This is a genomic window from Vibrio sp. 1-Bac 57, from assembly GCF_037546855.1.
GTDB lineage: Bacteria > Pseudomonadota > Gammaproteobacteria > Enterobacterales > Psychromonadaceae > Psychromonas.
On sequence record NZ_JALAAC010000015.1, the window covers coordinates 1 to 17,711 of the forward strand.

Annotated in this window: 18 protein-coding genes; 17 read left to right on the forward strand and 1 reads right to left on the reverse strand. The window is 37.4% G+C overall.

The window, feature by feature from the left end; translation table 11 throughout:
• Nucleotides 1–206 precede the first annotated feature (206 nt).
• From mioC to MT391_RS11180, 16 genes are all read left to right on the forward strand, one after another.
• Complete coding sequence (gene mioC / locus MT391_RS11105; protein WP_499498047.1) at nucleotides 207–668, forward strand: FMN-binding protein MioC; 462 nt, start codon at nucleotides 207–209, stop codon at nucleotides 666–668.
• Between the two features lie 370 nt (nucleotides 669–1,038).
• Nucleotides 1,039–2,928 carry a tRNA uridine-5-carboxymethylaminomethyl(34) synthesis enzyme MnmG gene (gene mnmG / locus MT391_RS11110; protein ID WP_028869429.1) on the forward strand — a complete coding sequence of 630 codons (1,890 nt, stop codon included), beginning with the start codon at nucleotides 1,039–1,041 and terminating at the stop codon, nucleotides 2,926–2,928.
• Nucleotides 2,928–3,554, forward strand: coding sequence for a 16S rRNA (guanine(527)-N(7))-methyltransferase RsmG (gene rsmG / locus MT391_RS11115; RefSeq protein WP_028869428.1), 627 nt, complete (start codon nucleotides 2,928–2,930; stop codon nucleotides 3,552–3,554). Before mnmG ends, rsmG begins: the two co-directional genes overlap by 1 nt.
• 29 nt (nucleotides 3,555–3,583) lie before the next feature.
• The gene (locus tag MT391_RS11120; RefSeq protein WP_028869427.1) at nucleotides 3,584–4,378 is read left to right on the forward strand and encodes a ParA family protein; all 795 of its coding nucleotides are present in this window, start codon (nucleotides 3,584–3,586) and stop codon (nucleotides 4,376–4,378) included.
• Nucleotide 4,379: 1 nt separating this feature from the next.
• Nucleotides 4,380–5,288, forward strand: coding sequence for a ParB/RepB/Spo0J family partition protein (locus MT391_RS11125; RefSeq protein ID WP_028869426.1), 909 nt, complete (start codon nucleotides 4,380–4,382; stop codon nucleotides 5,286–5,288).
• Between the two features lie 229 nt (nucleotides 5,289–5,517).
• Entirely contained in the window at nucleotides 5,518–5,928 is a 411-nt protein-coding gene (locus MT391_RS11130) for an ATP synthase subunit I (protein ID WP_028869425.1), read from the forward strand.
• A complete protein-coding gene (atpB, locus tag MT391_RS11135) occupies nucleotides 5,912–6,712 on the forward strand; it encodes a F0F1 ATP synthase subunit A (RefSeq protein WP_028869424.1) in 801 nt (266 codons plus the stop codon). The genes MT391_RS11130 and atpB overlap by 17 nt, the downstream gene beginning before the upstream one ends.
• An 87-nt stretch (nucleotides 6,713–6,799) precedes the next feature.
• A complete protein-coding gene (atpE, locus tag MT391_RS11140; protein ID WP_025565310.1) occupies nucleotides 6,800–7,057 on the forward strand; it encodes a F0F1 ATP synthase subunit C in 258 nt (85 codons plus the stop codon).
• A gap of 38 nt (nucleotides 7,058–7,095) precedes the next feature.
• Nucleotides 7,096–7,566: a F0F1 ATP synthase subunit B gene (gene atpF, locus MT391_RS11145; protein ID WP_028869423.1), complete on the forward strand. Its 471-nt coding sequence runs from the start codon at nucleotides 7,096–7,098 to the stop codon at nucleotides 7,564–7,566.
• Nucleotides 7,567–7,577: 11 nt separating this feature from the next.
• Nucleotides 7,578–8,111 carry a F0F1 ATP synthase subunit delta gene (gene atpH / locus MT391_RS11150; protein WP_028869422.1) on the forward strand — a complete coding sequence of 178 codons (534 nt, stop codon included), beginning with the start codon at nucleotides 7,578–7,580 and terminating at the stop codon, nucleotides 8,109–8,111.
• Between the two features lie 12 nt (nucleotides 8,112–8,123).
• A complete protein-coding gene (gene atpA / locus MT391_RS11155; protein WP_028869421.1) occupies nucleotides 8,124–9,665 on the forward strand; it encodes a F0F1 ATP synthase subunit alpha in 1,542 nt (513 codons plus the stop codon).
• A 47-nt stretch (nucleotides 9,666–9,712) separates the two neighbouring features.
• Complete coding sequence (gene atpG, locus MT391_RS11160; protein ID WP_028869420.1) at nucleotides 9,713–10,579, forward strand: F0F1 ATP synthase subunit gamma; 867 nt, start codon at nucleotides 9,713–9,715, stop codon at nucleotides 10,577–10,579.
• A 30-nt stretch (nucleotides 10,580–10,609) separates the two neighbouring features.
• Complete coding sequence (gene atpD, locus MT391_RS11165) at nucleotides 10,610–12,007, forward strand: F0F1 ATP synthase subunit beta (RefSeq protein ID WP_025565305.1); 1,398 nt, start codon at nucleotides 10,610–10,612, stop codon at nucleotides 12,005–12,007.
• A 15-nt stretch (nucleotides 12,008–12,022) separates the two neighbouring features.
• Nucleotides 12,023–12,442: a F0F1 ATP synthase subunit epsilon gene (locus MT391_RS11170; protein WP_028869419.1), complete on the forward strand. Its 420-nt coding sequence runs from the start codon at nucleotides 12,023–12,025 to the stop codon at nucleotides 12,440–12,442.
• Between the two features lie 491 nt (nucleotides 12,443–12,933).
• Nucleotides 12,934–13,416, forward strand: coding sequence for a DUF3015 family protein (locus MT391_RS11175; protein ID WP_028869418.1), 483 nt, complete (start codon nucleotides 12,934–12,936; stop codon nucleotides 13,414–13,416).
• 57 nt (nucleotides 13,417–13,473) lie between these two features.
• The gene (locus tag MT391_RS11180) at nucleotides 13,474–15,321 is read left to right on the forward strand and encodes an Lnb N-terminal periplasmic domain-containing protein (RefSeq protein ID WP_499498051.1); all 1,848 of its coding nucleotides are present in this window, start codon (nucleotides 13,474–13,476) and stop codon (nucleotides 15,319–15,321) included.
• A gap of 3 nt (nucleotides 15,322–15,324) precedes the next feature.
• Here the strand turns inward: MT391_RS11180 and MT391_RS11185 are convergent, their stop codons facing one another.
• A complete protein-coding gene (locus MT391_RS11185) occupies nucleotides 15,325–16,029 on the reverse strand; it encodes a DUF2161 domain-containing phosphodiesterase (protein WP_499498052.1) in 705 nt (234 codons plus the stop codon).
• A gap of 771 nt (nucleotides 16,030–16,800) precedes the next feature.
• On the opposite strand from MT391_RS11185, the gene glyQ reads away from it, so the two are divergent.
• Nucleotides 16,801–17,706 carry a glycine--tRNA ligase subunit alpha gene (gene glyQ, locus MT391_RS11190; protein ID WP_160064804.1) on the forward strand — a complete coding sequence of 302 codons (906 nt, stop codon included), beginning with the start codon at nucleotides 16,801–16,803 and terminating at the stop codon, nucleotides 17,704–17,706.
• Nucleotides 17,707–17,711 lie beyond the last annotated feature (5 nt).

The window sequence follows — 17,711 nt, forward strand, 5'->3', positions numbered from 1 at the left end:
TCGCATTATAGGGACTCAGATCACATTAGCAAGTATTAATTAGTGTTTTTTGTGATTATTAAATTGAATGATTATTTAGCGAACAACTTGCTTTATTTTCATACTAATTACGCACTATATTGAACATATTTACGCGTTATAATGAGATGCTGTTTTTATAAATTCATTGTTTGTTGTTTTGTTCCTATATAGAGAGAGAAAATATTGTGATTAATATAGATATATTAGTAGGTAGTACATTGGGTGGAACAGAGTATGTTGCGGAAGCTACCCAACCTTTTTTAGAAAAAGCAGGTTTTAGCACTCAAGTTCACTTCTCTCCTGATTTAACCATGTTGAATATAGAAGAAAAAAACATATGGTTAATTTGTTTAGCTACACATGGTGCAGGTGACTACCCTGATAACTTTAAACAAATAGTAGAACAGATTAATAAAATGCAGGGTGATTTGTCTAACATTCATTTTGGCTTAATCGGTATTGGTGACTCGAATTACGACACTTATTGTTATGCTGCAAAACAATTCGATCTTCTGTTACGTGAAAAAGGAGCGCATCGGTTAGGTAATATATTCAATATTGACGTTGTTGAATCACCGATCCCAGAGGACCAAGTTGAAGATTGGATCCCTTTCTTTATAAAAGATCTTAATTATTTAGCTATTTAATTGATAAGTTACCCACAAGTTTCTGTGCATAATTCATTTATAACTACTGAATTAGTTTTGCGTAATCACTTTATAAAAATGTGCATAAATTGGGCTGTTGATAAAGTACTTTTCTATACTCAGGTTGATCGCATTAAGATCCCTTATTATGCACACGATCGGATCTCTTTTAAGATCCTGATCTTTAATCGATTAAAGTTGTTTTACACAGAAATTCAATTGCTTAATAAGTATAGTAATAAAAGATCTTTAAAGATCTATATATAATACTAATACTATTGTTTTCTGTTAAAACAACCTTGTTGCTTTCCTTTATTTTTTAAACGGGTAAAATCTAACTTTAATTTTATATAGCTGTATTTGGAATATTATGATTTACCATGAACAATTTGACGTTATCGTTATTGGCGGTGGCCATGCAGGAACTGAAGCTGCTGCTGCACCTGCTAGAATGGGATTAAAAACCCTATTATTGACTCACAATATTGAAACATTAGGTCAAATGTCATGTAATCCTGCAATTGGTGGGATTGGTAAAGGACACTTAGTCAAAGAGATTGATGCCTTAGGTGGTTTAATGGCATCGGCTATCGACAAAGGTGGTATTCAATTCAGAACGCTTAATTCAAGTAAAGGACCAGCTGTTCGTGCTACTCGTGCTCAAGCAGATCGTCTTTTGTACAAAGCAGCTATTCGTGAAAAATTAGAGAATCAAGAAAATTTACAAATTTTTCAACAAGAAGTTGAAGATCTGATTATTGAAAATGATCGCGTTGTTGGTGTTATTACTAAAATGGGCGTTCGGTTTTCTGCTAAATCAGTTGTATTAACCGTAGGTACTTTCTTAAACGGTTTAATTCATATTGGTTTAAAAAATTACAGTGGTGGTCGTGCAGGCGATCCAGCTTCGATCACTTTATCTGATCGATTAAAGGAAATGCCATTACGCATGGGTCGTCTAAAAACAGGTACACCTGCTCGTATTGACGCACGAAGTATCGACTTTTCTGAATTAGAGGTTCAACACGGTGATAATCCAACACCTGTATTTTCTTTTTTAGGTAATCGTTCTGAACATCCACGTCAGATCCCTTGTTATATCACTCACACCAATGAAAAAACGCATGATATTATTCGTGCTAATTTAGATCGAAGTCCAATGTATTCAGGTGTGATTGAAGGTGTAGGGCCTCGCTACTGCCCTTCTATCGAAGATAAGATCATGCGTTTTGCTGATAAGAATTCACACCAAATATTTGTAGAGCCTGAAGGTTTAACAACGCATGAAGTTTACCCAAATGGTATTTCTACAAGTTTACCTTTCGATGTTCAACTTGCTTTCATTCAATCGATGAAAGGTTTTGAAAATGCATTTGTAACACGTCCTGGCTATGCGATTGAATACGATTATTTTGATCCCCGAGATCTTAAATCTACGTTAGAAAGCAAATACATTGATGGTTTATTCTTTGCCGGACAAATCAATGGCACAACGGGTTATGAGGAAGCTGCTGCTCAAGGTTTATTAGCAGGTATGAATGCTGGCTTACAAGTACAAGACAAAGAAGGTTGGGCTCCTCGACGAGATCAAGCTTATATTGGTGTATTAGTTGATGATTTATCGACACTAGGTACAAAAGAACCTTACCGTATGTTTACTAGCCGTGCTGAATATCGATTATTATTGCGTGAAGATAATGCTGATACGCGTTTAACAGAAAAAGGCAGAGAGCTAGGCTTAGTTGATGACGTACGCTGGGAAGCTTTTAGTAAAAAACAAGAGCTTGTAGAAACTGAATTAAAACGTTTAAAAGGGCAATGGGTTAACCCTAATTCTATTAATGCTGACAAAATTAATGAATTATTGAAAAAACCTATGCAACGAGAAAGTACATTGGAAGCAATGATTCGTCGACCTGAAGTGACTTATGAAAGCTTGATGAAAATCGAAGGTTTAGGTCCTGCAATTGCTGACCCTATCGCTGCAGAGCAAGTTGAAATAAATATAAAATACCAAGGTTATATCGATCGTCAGTTAGATGAAATTGAAAAATTGAAACGTCATGAAGATACGCTTTTACCGAAAGAATTAGATTACTCAGAAATCAAGGGTTTATCTAACGAAGTGACCGCGAAGCTAAATGATTTAAAACCAGAAAGTATTGGTCAAGCATCGCGTGTATCAGGGATCACCCCTGCTGCTATTTCGATTTTATTAATACACTTAAAGAAAAGCGGCGTTCGTCGTAAGGCTGGTTAATGAGTTTACGACTTCAGTTAGATGCGCTTATTGCGCAAACGGATCTTGTCATTACAGATCAACAAGTATCTCAATTAGTACAGTTAGTTGAGTTGTTAGCTAAGTGGAATAAAGCGTATAATCTCACTTCTGTACGCGATCCATCACAAATGCTTGTCAAACATATTATGGACAGTATAGTCGTATCACCTCATTTGCAGGGAGATAGCTTTATTGATGTTGGAACTGGACCTGGCTTACCAGGTCTACCGTTAGCAATTTTAAATCCTGATAAACATTTTGTTTTATTAGACAGTTTAGGAAAACGTTTACGTTTTATTCGACAAGCTATCCTCAGTTTAGGGTTAAAAAATGTTGAGATAGTACAAAGCCGAGTTGAAGAATATCAACCTGAAACTGGTTTTGACTGTGTCTTGAGCCGTGCCTTTGCATCATTAGAAGATATGTTATCTTGGTGTTATCACTTACCGAATACAAGTGGTCACTTCTTAGCGCTTAAAGGGCAATATCCTGAATCTGAAGTTAATAATTTAGATTCTAAATTTAAATTTATTGAGTCGGTTACATTACAAGTCCCACAATTAGATGGTGAACGCTGTTTAGTGAAAGTTAAGCGTGTCTCGTAATCACTCAAATACATATTAAGTAGGTTTTTGTGGGTAAAATAATAGCGATTGCAAATCAAAAAGGTGGCGTTGGTAAAACGACTACTTGTGTTAACTTAGCGGCTTCAATGGCGGCCACTAAACGTAAAGTTTTGATTATTGATCTTGATCCTCAGGGTAATGCAACCATGGGTAGCGGGATTGATAAATATGAAGTTGCTCATACCGCATATGACCTGTTAATTGATGAGCTTCCCCTTGCTCAAGTCATTGAGTCTGAAACGACGGGGGGATTTGATTTAGTCGCTGCTAATAGTGATGTTACTGCAGCTGAAGTTAAATTAATGAGCTTTTTCTCACGCGAGACACGTTTAAGAACTGCTCTAGAAGGCGCTAGGGATGTTTATGATTACATCTTTATAGACTGCCCTCCTTCGCTCAATATGTTAACAGTTAATGCTATGACAGCTGCTGATTCAGTGTTGGTACCTATGCAGTGTGAATATTATGCGTTAGAAGGTTTAACTGCATTAGTTGATACGATTAGCAAACTCGCAGCCGTGGTTAATGCAGATCTAAAGATCGAAGGTATTTTGCGCACTATGTACGATCCTCGTAATCGATTATCTACAGATGTATCAGATCAATTAAAGAAGCATTTTGGTGATAAAGTTTACCGCACTATTATTCCTCGTAATATTCGCTTAGCTGAAGCACCAAGCTTTAGTAAGCCAGTGATGTATTATGATAAAAACTCTACCGGAGCAAGAGCATATTTATCATTAGCGGGTGAAATTTTAAGGCGAGAAGAACAATCTATCAGTACAGAACAGGAAGTTATTTAATATGTTAGGCAAAAAAAGAGGCTTAGGTAAGGGACTGGATTCATTATTAAGCAGCAGTACCGTCACGCGTAATAAGCAAGTCTCACATGATGCGAATGCAGAACAAACACAGCAGCGTATTAATCAAGATCAAGGAGCCTTACAAGACATTGATATCAATCTGTTGCAAGTTGGTAAATACCAACCTCGTCGAGATATGTCATCGGATGCATTACAAGAATTAGCTAACTCAATTCATGCACAAGGCATTATTCAGCCCCTTGTAGTTCGTGAGACCGGTCATCAAAAATTTGAGATTATTGCCGGCGAACGTCGTTGGCGAGCAGCAAAAATAGTTGGACTTGAATCGATTCCTTGTTTAATAAAAAATGTGGAAGATGATGCCGCTATTGCAATCGCCTTGATTGAAAATATTCAACGTGAAAATCTTAATGCAATGGAAGAAGCGATTGCTTTAAAGCGCATTGTTGATGAATTCGAATTAACCCACCAAGAAGTTGCTCAAGCCGTTGGAAAATCACGTACTGCTGTTAGTAACCTACTACGTTTAAATAATCTTAACGAAGATGTTCAAACATTATTAGAACATGGCGATCTAGAGATGGGCCACGCACGCGCTTTATTAGTGTGTGAAGGAACACTACAATCTGATCTTGCTAAAATAGTTGTAAGTAAAGCATTAAGTGTGCGTGAAACTGAAAAATTAGTTAAAAAATCGCAAGCACCAGAGAAAGTTAAAACGCCCCCTCTTTTTTGTGAAAAAACTGAGTTATTTGTTACAACTTTAGAAAATAAATTTGGTCTAAAAGTAACAGCTAAAAATAGTAAAAATGGATCTGGTAAATTAGTCATAGATTACAGTTCTATAACAGACTTAGATGCATTGATCACATTAATAGAAAATAAATAAAGAAAAGCGAAGGTTTTCGTTACTTTATTGTTTTAGATCATATGCAGTTTCCTCTGCTTTATATTAAATAATCATGAAAGTTTCCCGATTCTACTACCTCAACGCATCGCTCCATATTGCATTGACATTTTTTGTCGGTATAATTTGCTCAAGTTTTAATTTGGGCGAATAATTGATTATTTTTTATCATTTATTCATGCTTTGAATTAGCTAGTAAAAGGAAATCAGAGTGGTTGATAAACTAGCAAAAAAAGGTCAGGTTTCAGGGCTGAAATTGGTGGCTTTTCAATTATTATTAATGCTAATTATTGCATTGGTTTCAACAGTGTTTTTTTCGATTAAGTCTGGTTATTCAGCCTTAGCTGGAGGAGTCACTTTTTTGCTTCCTAACCTTATTTTTGTTTTGATGGCATTTGCACACGCAGGTGCGAGACAAACTAAAAAAGTACTTAGGGGGTTTTACGCAGGGGAGGCTATTAAACTCTTTTTAACTGTGCTGCTGTTTGTTGTGTTTTTGAAATACGTGTTGTTATCACTAACAGCTTTCTATATTTCATTCTCATTGCTGGTTGCCTCACAGTGGTTAGCGCCTTTCTTTTTTTATAACAACGATGGGATAAAACATGGCTGGTCAAGGTGAAGCTCTAACATCATCAAGTTATATTCAACATCATTTAACAAACCTTACATGGAGTGTTGATGGTGGTTGGAATGCGCATGATGCTGGTTTTTGGACTTTTCACGTCGATTCTCTACTGGTTGCAGTAGGCCTCGGTGTATTATTTCTTTGGTTATTTCGTAGTGTAGCAAAACATTCAACAGTTGGTGTACCTGGTAAGTTACAGTGTTTCATCGAAATGGTGATTGATTTTGTAGATGAGAATGTAAAAGATACTTTTCATGGCAAAAATGCCTTGATAGCACCTTTAGCATTAACTATTTTCGTTTGGGTATTCTTAATGAACCTAATGGATTTAGTACCTGTAGATTTGCTACCTCATGCTGCGCAAACTATCGGAGTACCTTATCTTAAAGTTGTACCTACAACTGATTTAAACGTAACACTTGGTATGTCATTGAGTGTGTTCGCTTTAATCATTTACTACACTGTCAAAGTAAAAGGTTTCGGTGGGTTCGTTAAAGAACTGACTATGCAACCATTTAACCATTGGGCATTCATCCCGGTAAACTTCTTACTTGAATCTGTAACGCTATTAGCGAAGCCTGTTTCATTAGGACTACGTTTATTTGGAAACTTATATGCTGGTGAGTTGATATTTATTTTGATAGCACTACTGGGTTACTGGCAATTACCACTTTACTTCCCGTGGGCCGTATTCCATATTTTAATTATTGTTCTACAAGCCTTTATCTTTATGATGCTGACCATTGTATATCTCAGCATGGCACACGAAGATCATTAATTAATTTTTAGGTATGACATTAATTTTTACTTTTTAAGTAATTACTTTTAAACATAAAACAATTTAATTTTATTTGGAGAATTTTTCATGGAAACAGTATTAGGTTTTACTGCAATCGCTGTAGCACTTCTAATTGGTTTAGGCGCTGCTGGCACAGCTATCGGTTTTGGTATCTTAGGTGGTAAATTCCTAGAAGGTGCTGCACGTCAACCAGAAATGGCACCTATGTTACAAGTTAAAATGTTCATCGTTGCTGGTCTTATCGATGCAATCGCAATGATCGGTGTTGGTATTGCATTATTCTTCACATTTGCAAACCCATTTGTAGCTCAACTAGCGGGCTAATAACGGATCCTAATTTACTTAATTACTAAGGAGCTGTTATGAATATTAATGCAACCCTAATTGGCCAAGCTATCGCATTTGCGATATTTGTTTGGTTCTGCATGAAGTATGTGTGGCCACCACTTTTAGACGCAATTGAAGCGCGTCAAAAGAAAATTGCGGATGGTTTAACGCAAGCTGAACGTGCAGGAAAAGATCTTGAACTTGCGCAAGCTAAAGCAACTGATAAGTTGAAACAAGCTAAAGCACAAGCGGCAGAAATTATCGATCAAGCTAATAAGCGTCGTACACAAATTGTTGAAGAAGCTAAAAATGAAGCTGAAACTGAGCGCAGTAAAATTATTGCTCAAGGTGAAGCGGAAGTTGAAGCTGAACGTAACCGTGCTCGTGAAGAGTTACGTCAACAAGTTGCTGTTCTAGCTATTGCGGGTGCTGAAAAAATCATTAAGCGTACTATTGATAAAGAAGCGAATAGCGACATTATTGATAAATTAGTTGCTGAACTATAAGGAGCGAAGTTATGTCTGAATTGACTACTGTAGCTCGTCCTTATGCAAGAGCCGCTTTTGAATTTGCAGTTAGTAATAACAAAATCGAAGCTTGGTCTACGATGCTGTTTTTTGCCGCTGAAGTTGCACAAGATGCAACCATGGCAAAGATACTAACACGCGATAAAGCACCAAAAGAGTTAGCTGATCTGTTTATTAATGTTTGTGGAGACCAACTCGATGAGAATGGTCAAAACTTTATTAAAGTATTAGCTGAAAATGGACGTTTGAGTGTTTTGCCACGCATTAAACAACTTTTTTCTGATTTAGAAACTGAGTATAAAAAAGAGATCGACGCTGATGTTGTCTCTGCTTATGCACTGTCTAAAGTTCAGTTGAAAGAGTTGAGTATATCGTTGGAAAAACGCCTCGCACGAAAAGTAAACCTAAATTGTAGTATTGATAAATCGTTAATTGCTGGGATGGTTATTACCGCCGGTGATTTAGTGATTGATAGCACCGCTAGCGGTCAACTATCTCGTTTATCACATACTTTACAATCTTAATGGGAAGTTAGCATGCAACTGAATTCCACTGAAATTAGCGATCTTATCAAGCAACGAATTGGAAAATTCGAAGCGGTAAGCGAAGCGCGAAATGAAGGTACAATCGTTTCTGTAAGCGATGGTATTATTCGCATCAACGGCCTTGCTGAATGTATGCAAGGTGAGATGATCGAACTACCAAATGGTAGCTTTGCTATGGCACTTAACCTTGAGCGTGACTCGGTAGGTGCTGTTGTAATGGGACCTTACCGTGACCTTAAAGAAGGTGAAAAGGTAAAATCAACTGGTCGTATTCTTGAAGTACCAGTAGGTAAAGGTCTTCTTGGTCGAGTTGTTAACACAATGGGTGAGCCGATTGATGGAAAAGGACCTATCGAAAACGATGGTTTCTCTCCAATTGAAGTGATCGCACCTGGTGTAATCGATCGTAAATCAGTTGATCAACCAGTACAAACTGGTTGGAAATCAATCGATTCAATGATTCCAATCGGTCGTGGTCAACGTGAACTTATCATCGGTGACCGTCAAGTAGGTAAAACTGCTATTGCAATCGATGCAATCATTAACCAAAAATCTACAGGTTTATACTCTATCTATGTTGCGATTGGCCAAAAAGCGTCAACAATTGCAAACGTAGTACGTAAACTTGAACAGCATGGCGCGTTAGAAAATACTATCGTTGTTGTAGCATCTGCTTCTGAAGCTGCTGCATTACAATACCTTGCTCCATATGCAGGTTGTTCAATGGGTGAATACTTCCGTGACCGCGGTGAAGATGCACTGATTGTATATGATGATCTTTCTAAGCAAGCTGTTGCTTACCGTCAAATTTCACTATTGCTTAAACGTCCACCGGGCCGTGAAGCATATCCTGGTGATGTTTTCTACCTTCACTCTCGTCTTCTAGAGCGTGCATCTCGTGTAAGCGAGCATTACGTTGAAACCTTTACTAAAGGTGCAGTGAAAGGTAAAACTGGTTCATTAACAGCATTACCAATCATTGAAACACAAGCGGGCGATGTATCTGCATTCGTACCGACTAACGTAATATCTATTACCGATGGTCAGATCTTCTTAACAACTGAACTCTTTAATAGTGGTGTACGTCCAGCGGTTGATCCAGGTATCTCTGTATCACGTGTTGGTGGTGCTGCTCAGTGTAAGGTGATTAAAAAGCTTTCTGGTGGTATTCGTACTGCTTTAGCGCAATACCGTGAATTAGCAGCGTTTGCACAGTTTGCATCTGATTTAGATGAAGCTACGCGTAAACAGCTTGAGCATGGTAAAAAAGTAACTGAATTAATGAAGCAGAAACAATATGCTCCTATGTCAGTTGTTGAACAAGCGTTATCACTATTTGCTGCAGAGAAAGGCTTCTTAAATGATGTCGATGTTGAAAAAGTATTAGACTTTGAAGCATCTTTAATCTCTTACGCTAAAAATGAGCATGCTGAGTTTTATGCTCAAATTAATGCATCTGGTGATTACAACAAAGAAATCGAAGGGCAATTTAAGTCTCTTTTAGAATCTTTTGTTGCGACGCAAACCTGGTAATTAATTAACGGCGAAAGTCGTTAGTTAGCATTAATTAGGAGTAAGAAATGGCCGGCGATAAAGAAATTAGAAATAAGATCGCGAGTGTGAAAAACACTCAAAAAATCACTGGTGCCATGGAAATGGTTGCAGCATCAAAGATGCGTCGTGCGCAACAACGCATGCAAAGCAGTCTTTCTTATGCAACTACTATGCGCAAAGTGATTGGTCATATCGCACTAGGTAACTTGGAATACCACCACCCTTATCTTGAAGAAAGAGATATTAAGCGTGTTGGTTATATTGTCATTTCAAGTGATCGTGGTTTATGTGGCGGTTTAAACATTAATTTGTTTAAACCGGTTATCCAAGAAATGAAAAAACACAGCGAAGCTGGTGTTGAAGTTGATTTAGCCATTGTCGGTTCTAAAGCAAAAAGTTTCTTTGGTAATTTAGGCGCTAACATTGTTGCTCAAGCTACGGCTTTGGGTGATGCACCGTCGATTGATGACTTGATCGGTTCGGTAAAAGTAATGTTAGATGCTTATGATGCAGGTGACCTTGATCGTTTGTATATAGTGAACAATAAATTCGTTAGTACCATGGTACAAGTACCTACAATCAGTCAGTTATTACCTCTGCCAAAAGCAGAAAGTGATAACGAAGTTGCTGCCCATCACTGGGATTACATCTACGAAGGTGATGCTAAAGATATTTTAGATTCATTATTAGTTCGTTATGTTGAATCTCAAGTGTATCAAGCAGTAGTGGAAAACTTAGCGTGTGAGCAAGTTTCACGTATGGTTGCAATGAAAGCAGCAACCGATAACGCAAGTGACTTAATTGAAGATTTACAACTTGTTGCCAACAAAGCACGTCAAGCTGCAATTACTCAGGAACTATCTGAGATTTGTGGTGGTGCGGCTGCGGTATAATTTTAAAATAAAGATTTTAGAGGATCAGAAATGAGTTCAGGTAAAATCGTACAGATTATCGGTGCTGTTGTGGATGTTGAATTCCCACAAGAAAGCGTTCCGAATATATACAGTGCACTGATCGTGACTGAGAAAAACCTAACAATGGAAGTGCAGCAACAAATTGGCGGCGGCGTTGTACGTTGTATCGCTATGGGTGCTTCTGAAGGTTTGAGTCGTGGTTTAGAAGTTACTGATACTAAACATGCAATCACAGTACCTGTTGGTACGGCTACATTAGGCCGTATTATGAATGTATTGGGTGAGCCGATTGATGAATGTGGTCCTGTTGTTTCTGATGAACAATACGAGATTCACCGTGCAGCTCCTTCTTATGAAGAGCAGTCAGCATCAAATGAAACACTGGAAGTAGGTATTAAAGTTATCGACCTAATCTGCCCATTCGCAAGAGGTGGTAAAATCGGCCTGTTCGGTGGTGCTGGTGTTGGTAAAACAGTTAACATGATGGAGCTTATCAATAACATCGCACTGAAACATTCAGGTTTGTCTGTTTTTGCTGGTGTTGGTGAGCGTACTCGAGAAGGTAACGATTTCTACTTTGAAATGCAGGAAGCTGGCGTTGTAAACGTTGAAAAACCTGAATTATCAAAAGTGGCAATGGTTTACGGTCAAATGAATGAGCCACCAGGAAACCGTTTACGTGTTGCCCTGACTGGCCTTACAATGGCTGAGCGCTTCCGTGATGAAGGTAAAGACGTACTTCTATTCATTGATAACATCTACCGCTATACACTAGCAGGAACTGAAGTATCAGCTCTACTAGGTCGTATGCCATCAGCCGTTGGTTACCAACCAACACTTGCTGAAGAGATGGGTGTTTTACAAGAGCGTATTACCTCTACTAAAACGGGTTCTATCACTTCTATCCAAGCGGTATACGTACCTGCGGATGATTTAACGGATCCATCTCCTGCAACAACCTTTGCTCACTTAGACGCAACAGTTGTACTTAACCGTAATATCGCATCAATGGGTCTATACCCTGCGATTGACCCGTTAGATTCAACTTCACGTCAACTTGATCCATTAGTTGTTGGCCAAGAGCATTACGATATTGCACGTGGTGTACAAGGTATTTTACAGCGTTATAAAGAGCTGAAAGATATCATTGCTATCCTAGGTATGGATGAGCTTTCTGAAGAAGATAAGCAAATCGTATCTCGTGCACGTAAAGTTGAGAAATTCCTTACTCAGCCTTACCACGTAGCTGAAGTATTTACAGGTGACCCAGGTATTTACGTACCACTTAAAGACACATTAGCTGGCTTTAAAGGTTTAATTGCTGGTGAATACGACGACATTCCTGAGCAAGCGTTCCTATACGTAGGTGCAATTGAAGAAGCTGTCGAAAACGCTAAAAAAATGTAACAGCTGGAGGTTACTATGGCTAAAGCAATGACCACACATTTAGATGTTGTAAGTGCTGAAAAATCTTTATTTAAAGGATTAGTTTCACATTTATCAGTATCTGGTCAAGAAGGTGAACTAGGCATTATGCATGGTCACACACCACTTCTGACACCAATTAAACCAGGAATGGTTCAATTAGTTAAGCAAAATGGTGGCGAAGAAGTCATTTATATCTCAGGCGGTTTTCTTGAAGTACAGCCAGGTGGTGTTACGGTATTAGCCGATACTGCAATTCGTGGTCAAGATCTTGACAAAGCGAAAGCAGAAGAAGCTAAACGTGCAGCAGAAGCACAAATGTCAAATCCTTCTAAGGATATTGATTTTGCACTGGTTACTGCACAACTTGCGCAAGCAGTTGCGCAGTTACGTGCTATTAAGTTAACACGTAAGTAGATATTTAAACTTTCGTTAAAAAAAGGCGACCTTATGGTCGCCTTTTTTATTGCTGTTAATTTTGGGTAACTAACGAGGCTAATAGTAATAAAAGTGAAATTTATATTTTCAAAAAGCCATTTTTATAGGTCAAGTCTATAACATACCTTGCAGGCTTGTTCTCAACGATTTTCTTCTCTCGTCTAAAATTCACCTATTGATTGTTGATTAAAGTGCTTGAATAAAAATACTAATATGCAACAAATTTTGATATTTTTATATGTGCTTTTAGATTCAGATCACAATCGTATTAAATACTATTATTGTCTATAATTCTTTGTTTTCTTTTAATAAATATTCTTCTAGAATATTTTTTCAGTGTTTAATTAGTTGGTAGTTGTAATATATTTATTATGCTATTGTTAACATATTGTTTACATGACAACTTAATGTGAACAGGTGTCAAAATAAAGTATTAATCACTCTTCGATATATTATTAAAGGATTTATATATGAAAAAGTTAATTGCAGTTGCAGCGCTATCTTTATTACCATTTACAAGTGCGATGGCTGACCAAGATATTGGTTGTGGTCTGGGTTCAATGGTTATGGCAGGCCAAGAAGGTAAAGTATTTAAAGTGTTGGGTGCAACGACAAATGGTACTTCTGGTAACCAAACTTTCGGTATTACTTTTGGTACATTAGGTTGTGATGGTACTGATACAGTGACTTCAACAGCTAAAGTATCTCTATTTATTGATGGAAATATGGATAACTTAGCACGTGACATGTCTAAAGGTGAAGGTGAAACATTATCAACACTTGCAGAAGTTTGGGGTTTATCAGCTGAAGATCAAGTGACATTTAATCAACTTGCACAAGCAAACTTCTCTGATGTTTTCACTTCTGAAAATGTAACTTCTCAAGCAGTATTAGAGAATTTGAATGCATTGATGTCTAATAATGCAGATCTTTCTGCATACACTCTCTCTTAAGCATTTCTTTATATACTTATAATAAAAGCCCCTATTGGGGCTTTTTGTTTAGTGGCTATGAATAAAAAAAGTAAAATACTCTTCTGCATCTTGGCTTTCTTCTCTATCCCATTACTGGCAGATTCTTCTTTAGCAAAATTATCACAAGATAGTTATTGGTTACAGCTTGGACATTATAGAACCGCTGTTACAAGTGATTGGAAGAGTGAAGTCGATGAGTCTTCTTTTTTTATTGCGACACAGGGAAAAACAAACCCTAAAGCTGAATTACTCGCAACCATTGATGCGTTTAATGGTAAAAACTTAAATAGTGAAGAAACTAACGTAATGATCTGTCGCTTTCCCGCTCGTTTTAACTGGTTAAAAACTAAAGTTGATAATGATTGGGGTGAGTTAGATTGCCCTGAATTGCAGCGATGGAAAACGGTTATTGACCCTGCTGGTATTACCTTAGTCTTCCCAACTGCTTTTATGAATAATCCTTCTTCAATGTTTGGCCATACTTTATTAAGAATCGATGCCAAAGATCAAACCCGAAATAAAGAATTAGTAGCATTTGCTGTTAATTTTGCCGCAGATCCAGATTTACATGATAATGCGGCTACCTACGCTTATAAAGGGTTAGTTGGGTCTTATCCTGGGCGTTTTTCTTTAATGCCCTATTATCGTAAAGTACGAGAATACAACGATTTAGAATCTCGAGATATTTGGGAATATAAACTGAATTTAACACCTATTGAAGTTGAGCGTGTGTTGTTGCATTTATGGGAATTACAATCAACTCACTTCGATTATTACTTTATTGATGAAAACTGCTCTTATCAGTTACTTTCTTTGTTACAACTTGCACGTGAAAATATTGATTTAACTTCTTCGTTCACGATGCAAGCTATTCCCTCTGATACTGTTGCAGTATTGAGAGATAATCAATTATTACAAGAGCCTAATTATAGACCAGCTTTTGGCACTAAGTTATTCCATTATTCACAACAACTTTCTGATACTGAATTAAAAGCCGCGCGTTCTTTGATGGAAGGCGGCGAGCTAGATGAAAGCGCATATACTATTCAACAGAAAGCAGCCATTTTAGAAATGGCTTATGAATGGTTAAATTTTGAATTTTATGATCTAGGGTTAGACCGTGACATCGTTGCACCACGTACTAATCGTTTATTAATGGCGCGAAGTAAAATAAAGTTACCATCACCTTTCACTCAACCACTGAAACCTAGTATATCGCCAGAGCAAGGGCATGGTTCATCACGTTTTGGTGTGTCTATTGCCGATACTGACAGTGATCAAGCTCGTTATAGTATATCTTATAGGCTGGCTTACCATGACTTATTAGATCAATCTGCTGGTTTTATCCCTGGCGCCCAGATTAGTTTTTTTGATATTGAAGCGAGCATTAATAATGCAAATAATAGCCGCTTGGAAAAACTGTATTTTATTGATGCAATGGCATTGCCTGTTGATAATAGAATTTTTGATAGCTGGTCTTGGAATATACGCATGGGATTTGATCGACAAGCTGATAAAAAAACGCAAAGTGGGCATTGGTTCACACAAGGTGGTTACGGCAAATCAATTGGTGATCCAAACCAATTACAAGCTTATTTATTAGGTTCTTTTGAACTAAACGGCGGTGACATCACGGACAATGATTTAAAGGCTGGAGTAGGCTCTGAATTAGGTGCTATTTGGCAAGTGAATAAATCCAATAAGGCCGCTTTAATGGCTAATATAATGTATTTACCTGACTCCGATGTAGATTATCATTATCAGGTTGATTTCGACTGGAATTGGGCTTTTGAACGCAATTGGGCGCTACGCAGTAAGTTGCGTCATCAAAAGTGGCGTGCTGAAGAGTCGATGGTTAAATTAACGTTATATCATTATTTTTAAGTTTTATAGCGACTCAGTTGTAGTGAACTCTTTCGCTTTTAGTAGCCACTCTGGTAGTTCTTTTTTACCTTGTTCTGATAATTGGTAAGTTCCTCTTTCTATTTTTTCAAACCAACCATAATAATCGTCACTTAAAAATCGTGTTGCCTGTGGTTCAGTAATGGCTTTATTAATATCCGCGCCTTTAGCTATTGGTTGTGCTAGAAAAAACTCTGCAACGCGAATGCAACGTTGTCTGTATGCAGTTAACCCTGCTTTAGATCTTGTAGAGCCGCCTTTTTGCGTGTCACCTATTCGTTGGTTAAACTCTTTTAATAATCCGGACTGTTTACGTTTATTTTTGCGTGGCATGTAGTCTTGAGGATCAAATACCACCTCCACATATTGTTGCTCTTGTTGGATATCTACGACAATTAAACCGATTGCTAGTCGTTTAATTAGCTTTTTAACCTGTTTATTTTGTTTTTTATAAACAGTGCATTGTTTGGGTACTGCAATATAAACGATATCAGACAAACTAAATCTATCTACCGCTTGTAATAACAAGGTGATATTTAAATTTAATTTTAATTCTACAATAATAATCTGATCATTCTTTTTAGCGACGATATCGCAATTTTTTATCTCACCCTTAACTTCATAGTCTAAACATTGTAGATAGTTCTTAATCGGGAGATATAAATCACTTTCTTTTATTTTATTAGGCATTCTTAATAGTATTTCGCTTAAATTATTTAGTTTGATTAGTATGTTACCTCAATCCCTGATAAGCAAATCGATGGTGTGCCGTTATTTTCCGTATCTATGTGTCAAATAGCCGTTCTTACTGTGATTATTGTTTTGATCATTTACCGCTAATTACACCAGATTAACTATGTCCCGGTGATCTAGGCGGTAATCATTATTAACTTTATGCTTTTATCGTTGCAGAGATAAGCAGGAGTGACCGCCCCATTATAATTAGACATCGCGACAGGTTTAAGTGTGAGCGCGATGCGTTAACTAAAACGACACTTTAGCCAGTGGGGTGCCACAATATTAATTATGTTATCTGCGCAAAATTAGAGTTTCTTAGTGACCCATGTTTTGATCGCTGCCATCGTTATTGTTGTGACTAGTAAGTTGATACAGCAAGTAAGATTAAAATTGATTTATTATTTATTAAAGCTGACAGTTGAAAGTGAGTGCTTACTTCTTATTGTTTTTTTAAGTATTTTTCATATTGAATTGGTTGATTATGTTCTATGTTATTGGTAGTTAGGTATGACTTAAATAGCTAGTCACTTAACTATAATTAATATTATTTTTACACTCAGTCTGATAGTAGATCTATATAGTATTAAAATTATTCGATTTTGTTTGATCTACTTCTCTGCTATTCGCTTGTAAAGTTAGTCTATACCGCTATTGCCATTGGTATAATTGGCTCCAATAGGTATAATAGATTTCATTTTTTTCAATCAACTCGAAGCCTAAATCATGCAAAAATTCGATACAAAAACATTCCAAGGGCTGATTCTTGCATTGCAAGACTTCTGGGCTCGCCAAGGTTGTGCAATAGTTCAACCGCTTGATATGGAAGTTGGAGCTGGAACATTCCACCCACAAACCTTTTTACGTTCGATTGGTCCTGAGCCAATGAGCAGCGCTTATGTACAACCTTGTCGCCGTCCTACTGATGGTCGTTATGGTGAAAACCCAAATCGCTTACAACACTACTACCAATTCCAAGTCGTATTAAAACCATCTCCTAAAAATATTCAAGAGTTGTATTTACAATCGCTTGAAGAAATTGGTATCGATACCTCTATCCATGATATCCGTTTTGTAGAAGATAACTGGGAATCACCAACGTTAGGTGCTTGGGGACTAGGCTGGGAAATCTGGTTAAACGGGATGGAAGTGACACAGTTTACTTACTTCCAGCAAGTGGGTGGACTTGAGTGCTCTCCTGTTACCGGTGAAATTACCTATGGTTTAGAGCGTCTTGCTATGTATGTCCAAGGTGTAGATAGTATCTACGATCTCGTATGGACAGATGGACCAATGGGTAAAGTGACTTACGGTGATATTTTCCATCAAAATGAAGTAGAACAATCGACCTACAATTTTGAGCATGCCGATGTTGATGCATTATTTACACAGTTTGATCAATGTGAAAAAGATAGCCAAAAATTAATTGAAGCTAGCTTGCCGTTACCTGCTTATGAGCAAGTAATGAAAGCATCACATGTTTTTAACTTGTTAGATGCTCGTCATGCAATCTCTGTTACTGAGCGCCAACGTTATATATTACGTGTGCGTTCGTTATCAAAAGCTGTTGCAGAGGCTTATTACGCTAAGCGTGAAGCACTTGGTTTCCCACTTTGTAAAAATTTAAATTAATAGAG

What these genes read in the sequence shown, in the direction of transcription:
- mnmG (WP_028869429.1), top strand. Translation starts at nt 1,039, where the DNA reads ATGATTTACCATGAACAATTTGACGTTATCGTTATTGGCGGTGGCCAT.
- rsmG (WP_028869428.1), top strand. Translation starts at nt 2,928, where the DNA reads ATGAGTTTACGACTTCAGTTAGATGCGCTTATTGCGCAAACGGATCTT.
- MT391_RS11125 (WP_028869426.1), top strand. Translation starts at nt 4,380, where the DNA reads ATGTTAGGCAAAAAAAGAGGCTTAGGTAAGGGACTGGATTCATTATTA.
- atpB (WP_028869424.1), top strand. Translation starts at nt 5,912, where the DNA reads ATGGCTGGTCAAGGTGAAGCTCTAACATCATCAAGTTATATTCAACAT.
- atpE (WP_025565310.1), top strand. Translation starts at nt 6,800, where the DNA reads ATGGAAACAGTATTAGGTTTTACTGCAATCGCTGTAGCACTTCTAATT.
- atpF (WP_028869423.1), top strand. Translation starts at nt 7,096, where the DNA reads ATGAATATTAATGCAACCCTAATTGGCCAAGCTATCGCATTTGCGATA.
- atpH (WP_028869422.1), top strand. Translation starts at nt 7,578, where the DNA reads ATGTCTGAATTGACTACTGTAGCTCGTCCTTATGCAAGAGCCGCTTTT.
- atpA (WP_028869421.1), top strand. Translation starts at nt 8,124, where the DNA reads ATGCAACTGAATTCCACTGAAATTAGCGATCTTATCAAGCAACGAATT.
- atpG (WP_028869420.1), top strand. Translation starts at nt 9,713, where the DNA reads ATGGCCGGCGATAAAGAAATTAGAAATAAGATCGCGAGTGTGAAAAAC.
- atpD (WP_025565305.1), top strand. Translation starts at nt 10,610, where the DNA reads ATGAGTTCAGGTAAAATCGTACAGATTATCGGTGCTGTTGTGGATGTT.
- MT391_RS11170 (WP_028869419.1), top strand. Translation starts at nt 12,023, where the DNA reads ATGGCTAAAGCAATGACCACACATTTAGATGTTGTAAGTGCTGAAAAA.
- MT391_RS11175 (WP_028869418.1), top strand. Translation starts at nt 12,934, where the DNA reads ATGAAAAAGTTAATTGCAGTTGCAGCGCTATCTTTATTACCATTTACA.
- MT391_RS11180 (WP_499498051.1), top strand. Translation starts at nt 13,474, where the DNA reads ATGAATAAAAAAAGTAAAATACTCTTCTGCATCTTGGCTTTCTTCTCT.
- MT391_RS11185 (WP_499498052.1), bottom strand. Translation starts at nt 16,029, where the DNA reads ATGCCTAATAAAATAAAAGAAAGTGATTTATATCTCCCGATTAAGAAC.
- glyQ (WP_160064804.1), top strand. Translation starts at nt 16,801, where the DNA reads ATGCAAAAATTCGATACAAAAACATTCCAAGGGCTGATTCTTGCATTG.